The following is an 18,746-nucleotide window of genomic DNA, read 5'->3' on the forward strand; positions in this document are numbered from 1 at the left end:
AATCACTCTGGTAAAAATCGGATAGCTGCCATTTGCCCCACGAGTAAAGCATCGGTAGGATTTTCAAACTGGATTTCTACGGTGTGGCTCATGTCTTCAGATGGTAAGGGATTAATGGTGACAATCTTGCCGTCAAACTTCTGAGCCGCTTCTCCTGTACCTATTTGCACCGTTGCTTTTTGACCCCGACGCAGAGCGTTAATTAAACGAGCATTGACTAATACTTCCACATTCAAATATTTCAATTGCGCCAATTCTAAAAGCGGATTACCCGTGAAGATTTGGTCGCCTATTTTTACTGGTAATTGCACCACTACACCAGCACTTGTTGACTTCACAATGGTATTTACTGATGGTGTCTGACGCTGTAAAAGTTGAGTTGATTGTTCACGGATGAGATTTAATCTTTCCGTGGCTTGTTGATACTCTAAACGCAGATTTTGTAGTTGTGCTTTGAGTTCTTGCTGCTTTGACTGTTGTTGTTCTAAGGATACCTGACGCTGTAGCTGAAACTTTTGTTGTTTGGCTATTTGTAGATTTTTGGCAGTCACAGCAGCAGTTTGGGCTACTTGATAATCTGCTTTTGCTACTTTGAGGTCGGCTTCTGCTTGCTCTAACTGGTCTTTGGCGATCGCACCTTGTTGATACAGTTGTCGAAACCGACGCACTCGTGATTGAGACCTTTCGTAAATTGCTTTGGTTCTCTCTACTGAATCTTGTCTTTGCGGTAAAGGTAGTCTATCGGCTTGAGTTTGAGTTAAAGCTACCTCTAAATCAGCATCAGCTATTTTAGTCGCTAGTGGTGTTTCTTGGCGATCGCTCTCTTTAATTTTCTGCTCCCAGATGAAAACTTGCTGTTGAGCTGCTTGTTGTTGTTGCAGTGCTGCTTGTTCCTGCTGTAAAATACTTTGCCGTTGCTGCCACAATTGTTGAATTTCTCTGTCACCATCTGGGTTTTTTAAAACTAGTAACGGTTGACCAAGTCGTACTTTATCACCAATGTGGATATTAATTTTTTCTACCACTGAAGGAGCTGATGCAGCTATTTTTAATGTTTGCGCTGGCTTGACTTTCCCTGTAAACTCTGTTCCTAACAGTGTTGACTCTTGTTGTAAGTAGTTCAATGCTGGTAGAGGCTTTCTCAGCACTTGACGTATAAGATAAATACCAACTGTACAACTAACAGCAATGATGAGCAATATTAGTAATTGATACCAAGCAATTTGTTTATTTCCAGATGGTTCTGACTGGTTAGGACTAGGATGAGGTATTAATTTGCCGAATAATTGGAAATCAGATTTTTGACCAGATAATTTGACTTTGTTCTCTTGTACAGGAATTGTGACACTAGATGTTCTTTCTGTGACATTTGATGATACTAAAGTCGATGCCGGAACTTTTAAAATAGTTTTTTCCAGTAAGCTGGATTCTAATTGACTATAACCTTGACAAACAAAGCGAATTGCCTCTCGTAACTCCTCCACAGATACATCTTTGAGTAGATAGCCCATTGCGCCTGCATCCAAGGTTTGATGAATATATTCATCTCGATCATTACTACTCAACACTAAAACTTTGGTGTGAGGACATCGCTGACATATATTCTGAGTAGCTTTCACCCCATCTATGTCGAGTATATCTATGTCCATCAAGACAATATCGGGCTGTGAATTTTCTACTTGCTTAATTGCATCCTTGACTTTTTGATCTGTTGCAATTACCTCTAAATCCAAGTCTGGATCTAATAGAGCTTGCAAGTATCTTCTAATATATTGTTGCTCACTAAACAGCAGAATACGAACCATGCAGTTATCAATGTGTTTTAATTAAAAGTATGGGGATGATTTATTTGGTTATTAGATGTGAAGTCAAAATACGACTTTGTGTAATTGGAAACAGCCTTATCTAGAAGAACTAAATTCGTCCATTATTTTCTTATTAATGTTTATTTATTGGTACTTTTGGATTTTGGATTTTTGACTTACCAGCACGAATTATATCAAGTATTACCACTAAATCATTCATCAATATACGTATTTTTACATTTTTATTGACTGATTATAATGATTTTTCTGTACAAGCACCTGTTAAAAGAAGATAAACAAGAAGTTTTCCGTTGCTAGTTGGCGATCGCACTTCTTTTCCTCTGAACCTCTGATTACACAATTTCCAGGGGTGGGATTTGCAACTACTCAAAAAGTAAAATTATGATAAAGAGCCAGAAATGTATCAAAATCATCGGCAACAGCTTTGAGAATGTGGAAATATTACCCACTAGCCGTTAATTATTAATCACTGTTTGCTTGAAACAGAAAAACCACTGTTTTGTGCCGATGCTAAAAATACAGAAGTAGAATCTATTACGATAAATAATGAGCAATCAGCATCAATAAAAATGAACCAAGTTTTGATTAATGACACCACATTACGTGATGGTGAACAAGCGGCTAGTGTTGCTTTTAACATAGAAGAAAAAATTGCGATCGCCACATTTCTAGATGCGATTGGCGTTGATGAAATTGAAGTCGGTATTCCTGCTATGGGGAAAGCTGAACAAAACGCCATTGCTGCGATTTGTGAGTTAGGTTTGCAAGCCAAGCTATTAGGTTGGAATCGCGCCGTCATTTCAGATGTTCAAGCTTCCATTGCTTGCGGTTTGCAACGGGTACATATATCGATTCCCGTTTCCAACATCCAAATTAACGCTAAATTTCAAGGAAAATGGCAATTAGCCCTGCAAAAACTGAAAGATAGTGTGAGTTTCGCCGTTGATCAAGGGCTGTTCGTCTCTGTCGGTGGAGAAGATTCTTCTAGAGCCGAAGATAACTTCCTCCAAGATGTGGTGCTTTCGGCTCAAGCATGGGGAGCATCGAGATTTCGCTATTGTGACACAGTAGGGATTCTCGAACCTTTCACCATTTACACCAAAGTCAAACACCTCGTAACAGCTTTGGCTATTCCTATAGAAATGCACACTCACAATGATTTCGGTTTAGCCACAGCTAACGCCCTAGCTGGGGTAAAAGCAGGTGCTACATCCATTAATACTACAGTCAATGGTTTAGGAGAAAGGGCTGGTAATGCAGCTTTAGAAGAAGTCGTCATGGCTTTAAAACATTTATATAAATATGATTTAAAAATTGATACACAGCGATTGATAGAAATTTCTCGACTAGTAGCATCTGCATCAGGTTACGGTGTACCACCGTGGAAAGCCATTGTGGGAGACAATAACTTTGCCCATGAATCAGGTATTCATGCTCATGGGGTACTGCAAAATCCCCATACCTATGAGCCATTTGCACCGGAAGAAGTTGGTAGTTCGCGGCGGTTAGTAGTAGGTAAACATTCTGGGAGACATTTATTATCCAATGTCTTAGAACAGCATGGTATTATTCTCAACTCAGAAGATACGCAATCCGTTTTAGATGCAGTACGTCAAGCATCTATGCAGAAAAAACGCAGTCTGACTACCCAAGAGTTGTTATTTTTAGTTAAAGTGCAACAAAACTCACAAGCTAGTTGAAATCTATAAATAATATGAATCTGAACCTAAATATCCCTGAATTATATGAAAATTCAGGGATATTTTTGTGAAAAAATCATTTAAAAGTTACTTTTGATCACAATCTGGGCATATTAAAATCACGTAAAGGATTATACATTGTTTTCTGGGGATATTAACTGACTCTTATGAAAAATCTCATTCACTCCCTCATTATCAGTTGTACATTACTAGGTCTGTATGGTTGTATAGGAATTCAATTCAGTGAATCTGATATTGCAACTTTGGAGCAGAAGCCTCAAGCAACAGATTCTCAAGCACAAAATATCATCAAAATAGGTGGTTCTAGTTCAACCACAACAGTTTTAAAACTCTTGGCTAAAGAATATCAAGCCAAAAATCCCCAAGTAAAGGTAGATTTTACTACTAATAGTCAATCTGAAGGGGCGATCGCATCTCTTAAAAGTAACATTATCGATATTGTTGGTAGTAGTCACAAACTCAAGCCGGAAGAAAATAACGGCCAAATTCAATCCCGTGAATTAGCCACAGATTTATTACTAGTTGCGACTCACAGCAGTGTTAAAGGTGTTACTAACCTCACAACTCAACAACTGCAAGCCATTTATCGGGGTGAAATCACCAATTGGCAAGAATTAGGTGGCCCCAATGCCAAAATTGTAGTTTTGGATAGACCTGAAGATGAATCAGCCAAAAAACTATTACGCAAATATTATTTAGGCAAAGAAAAGACCACCACTAAAGCCGTAATTTTAAACAAAGAAGGAGAATTAATTGACACCCTACAAAGCACACCCTATACCATTGGTGCTTTTTCATTAGCAACTTCTGTAATTAATCAATTACCAGTGAATCGTTTAAGTCTTAATAGTATTTCTCCCAAGATAGAAAACTTCACCAATGGAAAATATCAAATGGTACGCCATATAGAAATAATTTGGAGCAAAAAACCATCTCCATCTACTCAAGGTTTTATTGATTTTGTCTTCAGTCAGGAAGGTAGTAAAATATTAGAGAAAAATGGCTTCGTTCCCGCTAAATAATTTGAATACTTTACCATGCAGAGATTTTTCCGGCGGCTGAGTCTGAGCCAAAAAATTGTCATTCCCCTACTTACCATTTGTCTCAGTGTCTTTTTATTTGGGTTATTTGTGTTAGGAGACTGGTTTGCAGATAGTTTAGAAAATAATACGCGTCAAGATATTGCAGTTTTTAGCAAGCGGGTTGAGCAAGATTTGCAATATGAACAAGAAGCATTAGAAACGCAAATTGAGCTAATTACTAATCGGGGTATGCTGACTCAAGCCTTGGAAAAGCAAGACCAAATCCTCTTGATGCAGATTTTAATACCCTTAAAATCTGTGTTGAAATTAGACTTAATTAAAGTTATTGATGCTCAAGGTCAGATTCTCATAGATTTACGCAGTAGTTCTCTGTATGGTAGTAAATTAATTGATCAAGCAATAGCTAACAGTGTTAGTAAAGGCGCGCATTTAATTGATTTAGTCAATGTGGAAAGTGGGGAACAAGTCCTACAAGTGGTAACTAATAGTATTAAATCAGCATCAGGAATCTTAGGAGGTATGATTATTGGCAGAAAAGTAGATGATACCTTGGTGCAGAAAATTGCTGCTGGTTCTTCCAAACACCTAATCATCCAAACACCGAATTATGTTGTAGCTACTACTTTAGTACCTACAAAGCGTCAACCTTGGGAACTTCCTCGTCCTAATTTACCTGTCACTAGCATCGAAATTGAGAAGCAGAAATATTTAGCAAAAAGTATTGAATTTAGCGGCGTGAGTCAATCTTTAAATGTGACAGTTTTATATCCCATTGCACCACTAGAAACGGCAAAATGGCGGCTATGGAAGCATTTCGGGATATTATATATCTTAGGGAGTGGAATTTTAGCGATGGTGGGGTTTTTCATTGCTAGAACAATTACCCGTCCTCTACAAGCTTTGACTCAAGTTGCACAAAAAGTCACTCAAGAATCCGACTTTGATGTTCAAGCCCCCATCATGACTGAAGATGAAGTTGGGATTTTAGCTATTTCTTTAAATCGGTTAATTAAACAAGTCAAGATATTATTAGAAGAACAATATGAAAACAACAAAACATTAGAAGCTTACAACCAAACTTTAGAGAAAAAAGTAGAGGAGAGAACGCAAGCACTACAGCAAAAAAATATTGCGCTCAAAGAGACATTAAGAGAACTGAAAACTACCCAGTCACAACTAGTCCAGCAGGAAAAAATGTCATCTTTGGGACAGTTAGTTGCAGGTATTGCTCACGAAATAAACAACCCAGTAAATTTTATTTACGGCAACATCAAATATACAGAAGATTATACTCGGAATTTGTTGTCATTACTGGAGCTTTATCAAAAGCATTACCCTTATCCAGCACCAGAAATTCAAAATGCTCAACAAGAAGCAGACATGGAATATTTAATAGAAGATTTGCCAAAAATTTTATCTTCTATGAAAATCGGGGCTAGTCGCATCCGGGAAATTGTCCTGAGTTTGCGAATCTTTTCACGTTTAGATGAAGCAGAATTCAAAACAGCAGATTTACATCAAGGCATTGATAGCACTTTGCTAATTTTACAACACAGAATTAAAGCCCAAGGCAAACGTCCAGAGATTAAAATAGAGAAACACTATAACGACATACCAGATATTCAGTGTTTTGCAGGGCAATTAAACCAAGTATTTATGAATATCTTAGCCAATGCTATCGACGCTTTAGAAGAAGCTTTTGATCAAGGTTTATGTCCCGAACCCCTAATTTGCATTACATCCAGTCAAGAAGGAAGCAATGTTGTGATTGCGATCGCGGATAATGGTACAGGCATTCCCGAAGAAGTGCAATCAAAGTTATTTGACCCATTTTTTACCACTAAACCCGTTGGTAAAGGTACTGGCATGGGTTTATCGATTAGTTACCAAATTATCACAGAAAAACATGGCGGTTCTCTAAAGTGTATTTCTGCACCCGGACAAGGAACAGAGTTTTTCATTGCCATTCCCATTCGGTAATATGGGCATGGGGCATAGGGCATGGGTTAGAGGAAAGAAACAGGTAAAATTTGTTTAATGACTCTGCTCCTGAAACTCAAGTTAGTGTTTTCCATCACCCATGAATTACATCGCTGTTGTCACCACTGTTAGTAATCTCATTGAGGCGCAACGCATGGCGCGCACTCTCGTAGAACAAAAATTAGCCGCCTGCGCTCAAATATCCGAGATTGAAAGTTTTTACGTTTGGGACAACGCTGTTCAGAATGAAAAAGAGTTTCGCGTACTCTTTAAGACTACTGATGAAAACTACCAAGCAATTGAAGCAGCAATAAAACAACTCCATTCTTACGAACTCCCCGCCATTCACGCCTTCAAACTAGAACATATCTATGCTCCCTATGCAGAATGGATAAAAAGTAACTCCTGTGGAAAAGGGGAGTGCTGAGTGCTGAGTAATGAGTGCTGACTAATGACTATTGACTAATCCAAAATCCAAAATCAATAACGCTGCCTACACTATGCAGTAAAATTAATCCTTTAGATAGAGGAGGGCAAAAAGATGACCCGTGTCATCATCGTGCGCCATGGCCAAAGCACATACAATATCGAAAGACGGATTCAAGGACGCACTGACGTATCTACGTTAACTGAAAAAGGTCGCAGTGATGCTAGTAAAGTAGGCAAAGCCCTCAGTAATATTTCCTTTAATGCGATTTATTGCAGTCCACTCCAGCGTGCTAAACAAACAACAGAGATCATTCACAGCGAATTAACCTCTGATGTGGGTAAATCTGCCGTTGTGCAAACTTCTGATCAACTGTTGGAAATTGATTTACCTCTGTGGGAGGCTATGCTGACTACTGAAGTGGAACAGCAGTTTGCCGAAGATTATCGCATTTGGCATGAACGCCCCGACGAACTGAAAATGTTAGTTAACAAAGCTGGGGAAACTCAAGAACATTTTCCGGTGCTGGCTTTGTATGAACAAGCAAGGCAGTTTTGGCAAGAAGTCTTACCCCATCATCAAGGTGAAACTATTCTGATTGTGGGGCATAACGGCATTAATCGCGCCCTGATTAGTACGGCTTTGGGTATTCACCCTAGTCGCTACCATTCCCTGCAACAATCCAACTGCTGCATTAGTGTCTTAAACTTTGCTGGGGGTTTGGGCGAACCAGTACAACTAGAATCGATGAACCAGACGCAACACATGGGTGAGACTTTGCCTTCTTTGCGGCCTCATCATCAGGGTGTGAGATTGTTACTTGTACGTCACGGGGAAACCCAATGGAATCGGGAAACAAGATTTCAAGGACAAATCGATGTTCCTTTGAATGACAACGGTAGACAGCAAGCCCAAAAAGCCGGAGAATTTCTGCAAAATGTCGCCATTGATTTTGCTGTCAGCAGCACTATGGCACGTCCCAAAGAAACAGCCGAAATTATTTTGCAACATCACCCCGATGTGAATTTAGAATTGCAAGCAGGTTTAAGAGAAATCAGTCACGGACTGTGGGAAGGAAAATTAGAAGTAGAAATAGATCAAGAATTCCCTGGTGAATTGCATCTTTGGCGCACAGCACCGGCTACCGTGCAGATGCCAGAAGGCGAAAATTTACAGCAAGTCTGGGAACGGAGTACAGCCACTTGGCAAGCAATTGTAGAATCTGCATTAGCCAATCAACGCCAAACTGGATTAATCGTAGCTCACGACGCTACTAATAAAACCTTACTGTGTCATATTCTCGGTTTACCGGCGGATAATTTCTGGAATTTCCGCCAAGGTAACGGTGCTGTTAGTGTTATTGACTACCCTGCTGGACTGAACGGTTTACCAGTATTACAAGCGATGAACATTACTTCTCATTTAAGTGGTGGTGTACTGGACAAAACCGCAGCTGGGGCATTATAGGTGATGACAATATATAAGTAACAGCCAACCCACGTAAACATAGCTCAAATGACCATTGAACTTCTGCAACAAGTAAGGGTGATTGACCCTGTTTCCCAAACTGACCAAGTATCTGATGTGTTGATTACGAATGGCGAAATCCAAGCAGTCGCCACACAGATTACTGAAATCAGTCCCGAAACTCAAATTCGAGATTGTCGGGGATTGGTTTTAGGAACTGGGTTAGTAGATTTGTATAGTCACTCTGGCGAACCAGGGTTTGAAGAACGGGAAACGCTGTCATCTTTGTTACAAGCGGCTGCGGCTGGTGGTTTTACTAGAGTTAGCATTCTACCCGACACTTCACCAGCCATTGATCACCCTGCATTGGTGGCGCAGTTGCAGAAGGAAATAGGAAGAGAAGGGGGAATTTCTTCCTTGTCTTCCTCATCTTTGTGTCTTCCCCGTTTAAATATTTGGGGTGCAATTACTCTAGATGTGGCGGGAGGGCAAATTACAGAGTTAGCAGATTTAGCGGCGGCGGGGGTTGTAGGGTTTACTGATGGTTTGCCCTTGAATAATTCAGGATTAGTCAGGCGGTTGTTGGAATATGTGCAGCCATTGGGAAAACCCGTAGCTTTTTGGCCTTGCGATCGCAATTTGACATCTAATGGGGTGATGCGAGAAGGTGCAGATGCGTTACGCTTCGGTTTACCACCTATTCCGGTGAGTGCTGAAACCAGTGCGATCGCGTCTTTAATTGAGATAGTAGCCAACATCGGCACACCTATACATATTATGCGCGTCTCTACAGCTCGCAGTGTAGAATTAATTGCTGCCGCCAAAGCGCAAGGTTTACCCATCACCGCCAGCACTACCTGGATGCACTTGCTGTTAGATACCAAAGCAGTGAAAAGTTATCACACCAGCCTGCATTTAGATCCACCGTTGGGTAATCCCAGTGATTTACAGGCTTTGCGCCAAGCAGTACGCAGTGGTATTGTGGATGCGATCGCCGTTGATCACGCACCCTACACCTACGAAGAAAAAGTCCAAGCCTTCGCTGAAGCACCACCAGGGGCAATTGGCTTAGAATTAGCATTACCCTTGCTGTGGCAAAATTTAGTCACAACTGGCGAATTTACAGCCTTAGAATTGTGGCAAGCTTTGAGTACAAAACCAGCCGAATGTCTACACACAAAGGTTAATCCCATCACTCCCCATCATCTAGCCGAACTCACTTTATTCGACCCTCAAAAAACTTGGCAAGTAGAAAGCAAAAATCTGCACAGTCTTTCTAGCAATACCCCCTGCTTAGGAAAAGAATTAACCGGACAAGTTATACAAACTTGGTGTTAGTGATTCAGTTTTTCATCAAATTTTCATTACATAACTTTTGATGCAATCAGAGCAATCAATACAACAAAACCTAGTGTTCTGCGAAAATAATTAACGCCTTGAAATAATTCCATCCACGCCCAAGTAAATAAGGAGCCATTCGCCACTACTTCTAACATGGTATTGATTTTGCCGTTGGTGAGAACTAGAGCGAGTAAACTAGTTACTACCCAAACAATAAGCGGTAGATTAGGCATTTGAGCAATGACAATATTGCCATCACTATCACGAAAGGTTTTATCAATTAATGTATTTTCCATGACTTTACATCATCATAGTTATCTCATATATTAAAACATTCTAATAACTCTTTGTTCTAGTATCTAATTGCTGAAGTTCTAGTAATGAAATCTATCCATATAGGAATATATTCAAAGATATATTCCTCGTCTATTCTAATTAAGATGCTTTGGGTTGTCGCCAGATAACCAGTTTTAATGTAGAACAATAGCAAGTTTCCTGATTGATTTCTGTTTCATTGTCAACTATCCAATCGTAAATTTTAGCCGCTTTTTTCAATGCCACTTTTTCTGAACGATAAAGCTGAGGAGTAGGACAGTAGGCTTGTCCATCAATATGGATAGCTGCAATATACCAATAGTCGCTACCTTCACCCTCTGGTAAAACTTCTATAAATCCGTTACTGTAAGGCTCAATTATTCCTATGTTCATCTACAACCATCAACATTTCAACTAAGACCACAAAATTGAGATACCAGCCATTTGAGGAACTACCAAAGAACAATCTACACTATCCAATTTGGATAGTTTAATTTCTGGAACTCCTACAGCAAGTCAAAACTGGAATCATCAGGAAACACAATAGTATTCCCTGCTAATGATTTTGTGTTCCTAGCCCACAGAAATCTGAGTGATAAATCACTTTTTTATGATTTATTTTAATTTGATCTAAGTATCATACCAATTCACAATTCGCAATTCGCAATTCGCAATGGACTAACGTCCCGCTACGCTAACGCAATTAAAAAAATTAGATGCAGCAAAACTTTCAGGGTTTATATCTGTATCAGGTTTTTCGTGAAATGGTATCACATGAAAAAAGCTGCCCCCATAACTTGGCTATAATTACTCAAAAATTATGACATATATCTTGGGGATGCCAAATATAACAAGAATTCAAAATTGTCAATTAAAATTGTTGAACAAAAATTATTTCCTTGCTAAACTAAAAAATCTCTGAAAAAATTTGATAGTACCAAATACTTTATATCTGTAAAGCTGCCAATATGCCACCATCATCACCTGTAGAATCATCATCTCCAGCACCTATTAATAGTAATTGGTACTTACTTAATGTTCGTTCCAAAAAACGAGAATCATTTTTGAAGTATCTTAATCTTGCCATCAAGCAAAATAATCTTCAGGAACTGATTTTAGATATAAAAATTCCGCAAGATGCTGTTTATGAAGATATAGTCTTGCTAAATTTAAGTAACTTTAATACTGCCAATTCTCAACTGCAAAAAATTGATCATTTTCAAAGCCTCCAGCGTAAACCACTGACTCCAGAACAAGTTACGCGAATGGTGGTTTAGGGATTGGGGATTGGGGATTGGGGATTAGGGATAAGGTAGAAGTAATGAGTAATGAGTAATAAGTAATAAGTAATGAGTAATGAGTAATAAGTAATAAGTAATGAGTAATGAGTAATGAGTAATGAGTAATGAGTAATGAGTAATGAGTAATGACTATTGACTCAGCATTCAGCACTCACTACTCAGCACTCAGCACTCAGCACTCATTTCCTAACTAGATGCACTGGTATAGAACCGCAATGCAAACCGCCAGAAGTACGTAGATATCCAAAATAAAGCTACCGACAATAAGGCTGTACCTATCAACCAATTAACTTGCACTCGTCCTAACAGAATTTCTGCGGGAATAGTAGTTAAAAATGCTACTGGTACTATAAAGGTGAAGAAAAATCGATAGGTTGCAGGGTAGGCTATCATGGGATATCTGCCTGCTTCCACTAAACCGCGTAATACTTCGGTAACGTTATAAATTTTTACAAACCAAATACTAGTCGCCCCCAACATAAACCAGAGACTATAAAGAATCAGCAAGCCACAAAATAGGGGTAAGAGGCTAAGAAAATAGTTTTCTACCTTCAACCCCAGGCGTTGACCTGCATAAGCAATAATTATGCTGCCAAAAATTAAGTCTGGAACTCCCCAGGGGGAAATAGTATAGGTGGAAAGCCAAAACTGAGACCGAATAGGTTTGAGGAGAACAAAGTCTAGAGTCCCTTCTTGGACATGGCGGACGATGCGGTTAAGATTAGGTGCGAGGAAAATAGCCGAAAAGCCTTGCAGTAAAGTAAAAATTCCCAAAACTACCAAAGCTGCTTCCCACGACCAGCCAGCAAAAGTATAGCCAGTGCGGTAAAACAAAAACAATCCAAAGAGACTTCCCGCTAAATTACCCAAGCTGCTGAGGGTAGCAATTAAGAAGTTAATTCGATATTCTAATTCAGCTGCGATCGCAGCACTCCAAAACAGTCTAAGGACTTTCCAATATTTTCCCATGTTCTCAAGTCAGTCGCCTGATGTCATCTTAACAGGAGTGCTGAGTGGTGAGTGCTGAGTAGTGAGTGCTGAGTAGTGTTAGCGGTAGCGCGGCGTTTAGCCGGTGCTGAGTGTTGAGTGTTGAGTAGTGAGTGCTGAGTAGTGAGTGCTGTTAGCGGAAGCGGGGCGTTTAGCCCGTGGTGAGTGCTGTTAGCGGTAGCGCGGCGTTTAGTCGGTGCTGAGTCAATACTCATTACTTATTACTCATTACTTATTACTTCTACCTTGTCCCCAATCCCATAAGAGACTGTTATTAAATCTATCAGCCTTTTTTTGTCAAGTCAGGTTGACAATTTGTAACAAAGTTGTTAAATTTATTTACATAAGTTAATAAACAGAGAAAAACATATGTATACCACCATTAACGAAGAAGGCATCCTTAACAACTACGCAAAAGAACCTGAAATCTATTACGCTACCTATCCCAACCAAGAACAGCAACGTCGCTACTCCCTACAAGCCGCATACGCTACATTGCTCGTTGCCACTTTAGTGTTAGTTGCTTTAGGTGTGAGCTAAAATTTTTAAACTCGGTTAAAGTTTCTCATCGTCATTCGGACTTCTCCTAATCACCCCAGTCGTCAAGCTGGGGTTTTTTGTTTTGGGTGTGAGGGTGTGGGGGTGAAATCAAGTTAAAAGTTAAAAGCAAAATTATAGATTTTTGTAGCCAGACTTCGTAAAGTATTTTTAGCTTTGAACTAGTATAAGTTGTATCTTTCGCCCTGCTCATGCTTAGGACTACTTGACCGTGTAGTTGCTGTGGTTTTCTACAATATATTTTGTATAATGGGGATTTAGTGATATCTAAGCAGTTAGAAAAGTCATAACTTCTGTGCGTGTTGTTCGTGTAAATGCTTAGAAAAAATTAATAATTTATACAAAAAGTCTTGAGTCAACTATGGGTAAGGCAATAGGTATTGATTTAGGGACGACTAATTCTGTAGGTGCTTTTAAGTTAGCGGAAGTAGAAGTGGTGGCAGCTAATGATAATACACCGCCAGATAGAAAACTGACGCGATCGCTCGTAGCTTCTGACCAAGATAAATTATTAGTGGGAGATGCAGCATACAATCAGTTGCGGGCTGACCCAGAAAACGTGATTATCTCGATTAAGCGGTTGATGGGTAGGGGTTTTAATGATTCAGCCGTCAAGGAACAGCAATCAAAAGTTGGTTATAAAATTACCGCACCCAGTCAGGGGACTGATAATAGCATTGCGGTTTGGCTGGGAGGAAAAGAATACAGCCCAGAAGATATTTCCGCCGAAATTCTCAAAAAAGTGGCACGCAACGCCCAAGCCTATCGCCAAGGAATTGGTAAAGAAGAAGTCGTTGACCAAGCTGTAATTACCGTTCCGGCTTACTTCAATGACCAACAACGCTACGCAACCCGCACCGCCGCCTTAAAAGCAGGACTCACCCCCTTAGAACTACTACCAGAACCGACGGCTGCGGCTATCTCCTATGGCTTTGCACCAGATAGCGAAGATGTGAAAACGATTTTGGTGTATGACTTTGGTGGCGGGACATTTGACGCTTCTTTGATTACAGCCGCCGGTACTTCTTTTATTGAACAGGGGAAAGCTGGAGATTTATGGTTAGGTGGGGATGACATTGATACTCGATTGGTTAACTTTGTTAAAACCAGAGTGGCTGAGGAAGAAAAAATTGCTGATATCGATGGCTTAATTGCTAAAATGCCATACTATCAACGGCTGAGATTTAACGCTGATTTGAAAATCGCCGTCGAACGCGCCAAAGTGGAGTTAAGCAGTGCAGCGAAAGTCACCATTAGCCCCGCAACGCAACTTTTAGATGAATTAGGAATTGCTATCCCCATTGAAGTAGACATCACACGGGAGCAATTTGAGGGGATGATTAGTCCTCTGGTAGACCGTTCAGTAGAAATTTGTCGCCTCGCTTTACAAGATGCGGAATATCACCTGGAAATGGTGGATATAGTGCTATTAGTTGGTGGTTCTTCCCAAATTCCCTAGTGCAACGCAAAGTTAAAGAGGCTTTTGGCAGCCAGAAAGTAGTTGTGCATCCTCGCCCTATGTATGCAGTTGCAGAGGGTGCAGCGATCGTTGCGTCTGGACAAACTGATAAAGTTACAACGGTATCCCGCGACTACTATATCAGGTTGGTAGACGACGATTATAAGGTAATTAAGCGCAACGAAATTCTACCAGTGAAAACATCCCACACCTTCAAAACTATGGCCGATGGACAACGGCTAATTCATTTTAAATTTCTTAACTCTAACGAGGTAAAACAGGAATTAGACGGGGTGGATAAGAAAGAAAGTATTGGGGATATGTGGTTGGGTTTAGATGCGGCTTATCCCAAGGGTACGGAAATTCTCGTCAATTTAGAATTGGATGAGAAAAATAGTGATTTGACGATGACTGCAACCCTAAAAAATGACCCTTCCGTTAAAGTCAGTTGTACGTTTTCCCGTGGGAAACCAGATGAGAAGATTTATCAAGAGTTAGAAGCAACAATTGCCGACCTCAACAGCCAAGATTTGACTCAGCTTGGTGTAGAAGAAGCGTTAAAATTAGCAGTCCCCGTAGTACAGTCAGCTAACCAAATTTTTGATTATCGCACAGGGACAGAACGTACAGATTTAAGTACCCGTGCTAAAGCCAGTCTGCAAAAACTACAAGTTTCGATGTCTAGGGAATCTCTAGAAGCAGAATACCAGATGAATGAATGCGATCGCATCCTGAAAGTCTGTCCTTTTCTCATTCCCGAACCACAACAAGAAAGATTGCAAAAACTCATCCAAGATTTACGAACCGCCATCAACGCCTATGACCTATCCCGCATGGAATCTTACAGTGAAGATGCGAGACGGGAACTCAAAACCCTCCCTGATGAAGTGCAACTGATTCAAATTGCTTTGATGGCTATCCGCCAAGCCAAGCAAGTCGCACCCACCCAAGCCAGTGCGATGTCTGACAAACTATTTCGGTTACTTGACGAGTTAGAAAGAGGGAATAGCCAAGAAGCAGAACGTTTATGGCAAGAATTACTACCTGATGTCGAACGCTGGTTAAATCAAGAATTACCCAGTAATACTATCGCCACAGGGATAACGCGATGACCTTAAAGCTTAACTGTCCTGTGTGCAGCTACCAAGATGTTACAGGTGATACTTGTCCTAATTGTGATACAGATTTGCGGGTAATTCGGATGCTGCAAGAATTACCACCAGCCCCCACCCCATCAGCCAGACCATTTAACATTGTTCTGTTGATATTAATCCTCATCGGGCTAGGTTTGGCGGTAGCTATCTTTTGGAGACTTTCACTACCACAACTAAATACAGCAGTTGTTGCTGATCCGACTCCCACACAGACAACAAAAGTTGCACCAGTCGCGGTGATTCCCCCCAAACCGCCAGAACCCAAAACATATAAAGTACAACGGGGAGATAATTTAAGTGCGATCGCCCAAAAATTCTGCGGACAGCAAGCAACTTGGCAAATCATGCTAAAAGCCAATCCCCAACTGCAAGGACGAGAAAACTATATAGATGTGGGCGAGGTGCTGAAAATTCCTCAGTGTCAGGAGGGGATGTAATGGGCTTTTTGCAAGGCTTAAATCAATTCACCAGAAATATTTTCGGGATAGGAATTATTGACGCTTGGCGACAAGCAGGCCAAACCAAAGCAGCTAACCAAAAAATCGGACAACTTACCCAAAAAAAGCACCTACGGGAAGCCATCACCATCGCTGAAACCACCCTCAGCTATTGGTCGAGGAATCCTAATTTTTGGGAACGTTGGATTTGTCGCTTACTCTTGGGTAATTTATTAAGTAGCCTGAATCAGCAATTACAAGAATGTCGCCAACAAGTAGCAACAGCCGATAAATTAGCAGCCCAAGCCAAAAATTTACTTCAACAAGATATCGGTGATCCTTGGGAAACACAAGCCTTCGCCAACGCCATCAACTTTTATCAACGCTGTAGCAAAATTGTTCACGATGCAGGTATATTGCAAACTATTCAGCAATGTCAGCAGGAACTAAAAAAACGCCGACAGTTTCAAGACTTATACATAAAAGCCCAAGCCCAGGCGGAAGACCGCTATTTTAAAAATGCAGTCGCCATTTATACTCAAGCTCAACAACTATATGCGACAGCAGATATCACCAAAGCCCTTGCTAACGCTACCGCCCAAGTGATTCAAGAACAAGCCTATGAAAACAGCCTGCAAACAGTGGAACAAGGGGAAAAGGCAGGAAAACTACGTAGTGCGATCGCGCTTTTAGAATCAGCCTTAGCTAAATTTCCCCGCAATGATGGACAAGAGTTACTGCAAAAACTACAATCAATCCTCCAAGGTAGAGAACTTTTTCGTCAAGGTTTAGCCGCAGAGAAAATGGGTGATTTTACCTCAGCCATCTCTTACTATGAAAATGCTCAACCATTTTTACCTGATACCACTAACTGCCGGATTCGACTAGCACTAGTAAAAATTAAAACTCAAGACTGGTCAAGCGCACTCTCTGACTTAGACGATTTACCAGGTGAACAGGCTACCTATCTCCGAGGATTTGCTTACGCCCAACAGGAAAATTTACAGCTAGCCTATAGAGAATGGCAAAAAATATCCAGTCCGAATATTATCCAGCAACAAGAAATTCTCAAAATTCTCAGCCACAGACAACGCCTGACTTCCCTACAAAATATCGAAGCATTAGTTACAGCCGAAAATCTCGAACAAGCAAAAAACAGTAGTACAGAATTCTTGCAAAAATTTGGTGCATATCCCTTAGTAGAAACCAACCTCACCCAACATATCCAACCCCGATTAGCAGCAGCCACTTGGCAAAGTGCAGATTGGCAAATTGTTACTGAGCAAACCGCAAAAGATTGGTTAGAAAATCCGAATATTACTACATTACATAATTGGGCAGTATCTAACTACTATCATGCTCAAAAAGATGACAATAAATTAATAGATTTAATTATTTCTTTATCTACGGGTTTAGCAAATTTAACTCAAGATACAGTTCTCCAAGATATTCCGTGGCTAGGCAATAAATCCGTTGATTTCGTCTTGGTTTTTCATCAACTAAAACACTTACTAGAAACAACAATCGATACCTACAAAGACAAAGATATCAATAGTTATCTAAAATTTCGTGACTATTGGAGGTTAGAATCCATCGCCTTAGAATTAATGAGACAACCAGCAATCAAGGGAGTCAAAATCAATGATGTATTTGTCACTCCTGGTTGTTATCAAAATTATACTTCTCTAGCTCAAACGGCATCTATACAACAAATAGAACCTCATCAAAAAATATTGCATAGCTTATACACAAATTGGGGTTTAGCAGTAGCCGCTTGTATAGCTGGGGATATTCCCAGAGCAGTAAAATTAAAACCGACAACTAAATTCAAGGATGATTTAGAAAAATTTGCTCATAAATTCGTCGCTTACTATGAAGGCTGTCATTACTTACAACAACAGCAATGGCGTGAAGCTATGAGTAATTTAAAGCAAGCGAAATCAGAAATTGCTGACAATTTAGAATGGCAACAAGAAGTCGATAGACTTTGTATTGTACAACGTAAAAATATTGTAGAGTTACAAGAACATTTAGAGTTTGCCCAATCTTGGTATGATACCTTAGACAGCCCCAATTCTAGAGCCTATTTAGCAGAATATCAAGCCGAACAAATTAGAGAAGAACTCAGAAATAAACAAATATCTAATCAGAAAGCCCTCCAAAAACTAGAAAAAATCAAACTTATCGACGCAGAAAACCCCATTGTCTTAGATTTAATTCAGGTAATAGAAGATTTTATCGCACTAGATAAAATTCAAGAGCTATTAGAAAAAAATGATTTTGCAGGTGCAGTTAATTATGCTCAACAAAATGGTCAACCCAAGGTTAAAGCTAGATTAGCAGAATACTATATTGATATATTAATTGATGGATTTAAAAGCCGGAATTTGGGATTTGGGAGTATTGCTGAGTTAGGAAGATGGGCTTATGAACTGTGTCCTGATCATCCCAAGGTGCAAGATATTTATATAGTTAGCCAAGAAATCGGAGATATTAATTATCTCATCCAATGCGATCGCTCTGACGAAGCTGTCTACCGTGCTAAATATTCAGAATACGATGCGGTTCGTTTGTACGTTGCTGACTATTTTATGATTACTGCGATGAATGGAGTAAAAAATAACACTTTGTCTAGTAATGTAGTGTATCAATTATGTCGCTGGTGTTACGAACTGTGTCCCGATGATCCTGAATATCAAGAAATTTACCGCCGACTCAATATTATTTAAA

Annotated in this window: 17 protein-coding genes; 12 read left to right on the forward strand and 5 right to left on the reverse strand. The window is 40.0% G+C overall.

What is annotated here, in order from left to right; all coding sequences use genetic code 11:
- Positions 1-2: 2 nt before the first annotated feature.
- The gene (locus CV014_RS11380) at positions 3-1,805 is read right to left on the reverse strand and encodes a response regulator (protein ID WP_236142135.1); all 1,803 of its coding nucleotides are present in this window, start codon (positions 1,803-1,805) and stop codon (positions 3-5) included.
- Positions 1,806-2,395: 590 nt separating this feature from the next.
- On the opposite strand from CV014_RS11380, the gene nifV reads away from it, so the two are divergent.
- The 6 genes from nifV to CV014_RS11410 all read left to right on the forward strand — a co-directional run bounded on the left by nifV (position 2,396) and on the right by CV014_RS11410 (position 9,802).
- Positions 2,396-3,526, forward strand: coding sequence for a homocitrate synthase (gene nifV / locus CV014_RS11385; RefSeq protein WP_236142164.1), 1,131 nt, complete (start codon positions 2,396-2,398; stop codon positions 3,524-3,526).
- A gap of 167 nt (positions 3,527-3,693) precedes the next feature.
- On the forward strand, positions 3,694-4,569 hold the full coding sequence (locus tag CV014_RS11390; RefSeq protein WP_236142136.1) for a substrate-binding domain-containing protein: 876 nt from the start codon (positions 3,694-3,696) through the stop codon (positions 4,567-4,569).
- A 15-nt stretch (positions 4,570-4,584) separates the two neighbouring features.
- On the forward strand, positions 4,585-6,570 hold the full coding sequence (locus CV014_RS11395) for a HAMP domain-containing sensor histidine kinase (RefSeq protein WP_236142137.1): 1,986 nt from the start codon (positions 4,585-4,587) through the stop codon (positions 6,568-6,570).
- A 100-nt stretch (positions 6,571-6,670) separates the two neighbouring features.
- Positions 6,671-6,997 (forward strand): divalent-cation tolerance protein CutA, encoded by a 327-nt coding sequence (cutA, locus tag CV014_RS11400; RefSeq protein ID WP_236142138.1) that lies wholly within the window; start codon positions 6,671-6,673, stop codon positions 6,995-6,997.
- 114 nt (positions 6,998-7,111) lie between these two features.
- Positions 7,112-8,464 (forward strand): histidine phosphatase family protein, encoded by a 1,353-nt coding sequence (locus tag CV014_RS11405; RefSeq protein WP_236142139.1) that lies wholly within the window; start codon positions 7,112-7,114, stop codon positions 8,462-8,464.
- Positions 8,465-8,512: 48 nt separating this feature from the next.
- Entirely contained in the window at positions 8,513-9,802 is a 1,290-nt protein-coding gene (locus tag CV014_RS11410) for a dihydroorotase (RefSeq protein WP_236142140.1), read from the forward strand.
- A gap of 26 nt (positions 9,803-9,828) precedes the next feature.
- Here the strand turns inward: CV014_RS11410 and CV014_RS11415 are convergent, their stop codons facing one another.
- Together CV014_RS11415 and CV014_RS11420 are read right to left on the reverse strand one after the other, a co-directional pair.
- Positions 9,829-10,101, reverse strand: coding sequence for a hypothetical protein (locus CV014_RS11415; protein WP_236142141.1), 273 nt, complete (start codon positions 10,099-10,101; stop codon positions 9,829-9,831).
- Positions 10,102-10,240: 139 nt separating this feature from the next.
- Complete coding sequence (locus CV014_RS11420) at positions 10,241-10,513, reverse strand: hypothetical protein (protein ID WP_236142142.1); 273 nt, start codon at positions 10,511-10,513, stop codon at positions 10,241-10,243.
- A gap of 575 nt (positions 10,514-11,088) precedes the next feature.
- Here CV014_RS11420 and CV014_RS11425 point away from each other — a divergent pair.
- Positions 11,089-11,397 (forward strand): chromosome segregation ATPase, encoded by a 309-nt coding sequence (locus tag CV014_RS11425; RefSeq protein ID WP_236142143.1) that lies wholly within the window; start codon positions 11,089-11,091, stop codon positions 11,395-11,397.
- Between the two features lie 210 nt (positions 11,398-11,607).
- On the opposite strand, the gene CV014_RS11430 is transcribed toward CV014_RS11425, so the two are convergent.
- Positions 11,608-12,390, reverse strand: coding sequence for an ABC transporter permease (locus tag CV014_RS11430; RefSeq protein WP_103136266.1), 783 nt, complete (start codon positions 12,388-12,390; stop codon positions 11,608-11,610).
- 23 nt (positions 12,391-12,413) lie between these two features.
- Positions 12,414-12,623 (reverse strand): hypothetical protein, encoded by a 210-nt coding sequence (locus tag CV014_RS11435; RefSeq protein ID WP_236142144.1) that lies wholly within the window; start codon positions 12,621-12,623, stop codon positions 12,414-12,416.
- Positions 12,624-12,777: 154 nt separating this feature from the next.
- Between CV014_RS11435 and psb34 the strand changes: the two genes are divergently transcribed.
- The 5 genes from psb34 (at position 12,778) to CV014_RS11455 (ending at position 18,745) form a co-directional block, all read left to right on the forward strand.
- Complete coding sequence (gene psb34 / locus CV014_RS11440; RefSeq protein WP_236142145.1) at positions 12,778-12,948, forward strand: photosystem II assembly protein Psb34; 171 nt, start codon at positions 12,778-12,780, stop codon at positions 12,946-12,948.
- Between the two features lie 379 nt (positions 12,949-13,327).
- Positions 13,328-14,425 carry an Hsp70 family protein gene (locus CV014_RS29985; protein ID WP_268964636.1) on the forward strand — a complete coding sequence of 366 codons (1,098 nt, stop codon included), beginning with the start codon at positions 13,328-13,330 and terminating at the stop codon, positions 14,423-14,425.
- Positions 14,425-15,537, forward strand: coding sequence for an Hsp70 family protein (locus CV014_RS29990; RefSeq protein WP_329608375.1), 1,113 nt, complete (start codon positions 14,425-14,427; stop codon positions 15,535-15,537). The genes CV014_RS29985 and CV014_RS29990 overlap by 1 nt, the downstream gene beginning before the upstream one ends.
- Complete coding sequence (locus tag CV014_RS11450; RefSeq protein WP_236142146.1) at positions 15,534-16,016, forward strand: LysM peptidoglycan-binding domain-containing protein; 483 nt, start codon at positions 15,534-15,536, stop codon at positions 16,014-16,016. The genes CV014_RS29990 and CV014_RS11450 overlap by 4 nt, the downstream gene beginning before the upstream one ends.
- Positions 15,998-18,745 (forward strand): tetratricopeptide repeat protein, encoded by a 2,748-nt coding sequence (locus CV014_RS11455; protein WP_236142147.1) that lies wholly within the window; start codon positions 15,998-16,000, stop codon positions 18,743-18,745. Before CV014_RS11450 ends, CV014_RS11455 begins: the two co-directional genes overlap by 19 nt.
- Position 18,746 lies beyond the last annotated feature (1 nt).

The organism is Nostoc sp. CMAA1605, from assembly GCF_021596505.1.
Lineage (GTDB): Bacteria > Cyanobacteriota > Cyanobacteriia > Cyanobacteriales > Nostocaceae > Trichormus.

Excerpts from the sequence above, each read along its gene's own strand:
- CV014_RS11380 (WP_236142135.1), bottom strand. The coding sequence starts at position 1,805 with ATGGTTCGTATTCTGCTGTTTAGTGAGCAACAATATATTAGAAGATAC.
- CV014_RS11425 (WP_236142143.1), top strand. The coding sequence starts at position 11,089 with ATGCCACCATCATCACCTGTAGAATCATCATCTCCAGCACCTATTAAT.
- psb34 (WP_236142145.1), top strand. The coding sequence starts at position 12,778 with ATGTATACCACCATTAACGAAGAAGGCATCCTTAACAACTACGCAAAA.
- CV014_RS11415 (WP_236142141.1), bottom strand. The coding sequence starts at position 10,101 with ATGGAAAATACATTAATTGATAAAACCTTTCGTGATAGTGATGGCAAT.
- CV014_RS11410 (WP_236142140.1), top strand. The coding sequence starts at position 8,513 with ATGACCATTGAACTTCTGCAACAAGTAAGGGTGATTGACCCTGTTTCC.
- CV014_RS11420 (WP_236142142.1), bottom strand. The coding sequence starts at position 10,513 with ATGAACATAGGAATAATTGAGCCTTACAGTAACGGATTTATAGAAGTT.
- CV014_RS11395 (WP_236142137.1), top strand. The coding sequence starts at position 4,585 with ATGCAGAGATTTTTCCGGCGGCTGAGTCTGAGCCAAAAAATTGTCATT.
- nifV (WP_236142164.1), top strand. The coding sequence starts at position 2,396 with ATGAACCAAGTTTTGATTAATGACACCACATTACGTGATGGTGAACAA.
- CV014_RS29985 (WP_268964636.1), top strand. The coding sequence starts at position 13,328 with ATGGGTAAGGCAATAGGTATTGATTTAGGGACGACTAATTCTGTAGGT.
- CV014_RS11390 (WP_236142136.1), top strand. The coding sequence starts at position 3,694 with ATGAAAAATCTCATTCACTCCCTCATTATCAGTTGTACATTACTAGGT.
- CV014_RS11435 (WP_236142144.1), bottom strand. The coding sequence starts at position 12,623 with ATGAGTATTGACTCAGCACCGACTAAACGCCGCGCTACCGCTAACAGC.
- cutA (WP_236142138.1), top strand. The coding sequence starts at position 6,671 with ATGAATTACATCGCTGTTGTCACCACTGTTAGTAATCTCATTGAGGCG.
- CV014_RS11450 (WP_236142146.1), top strand. The coding sequence starts at position 15,534 with ATGACCTTAAAGCTTAACTGTCCTGTGTGCAGCTACCAAGATGTTACA.
- CV014_RS11430 (WP_103136266.1), bottom strand. The coding sequence starts at position 12,390 with ATGGGAAAATATTGGAAAGTCCTTAGACTGTTTTGGAGTGCTGCGATC.
- CV014_RS11405 (WP_236142139.1), top strand. The coding sequence starts at position 7,112 with ATGACCCGTGTCATCATCGTGCGCCATGGCCAAAGCACATACAATATC.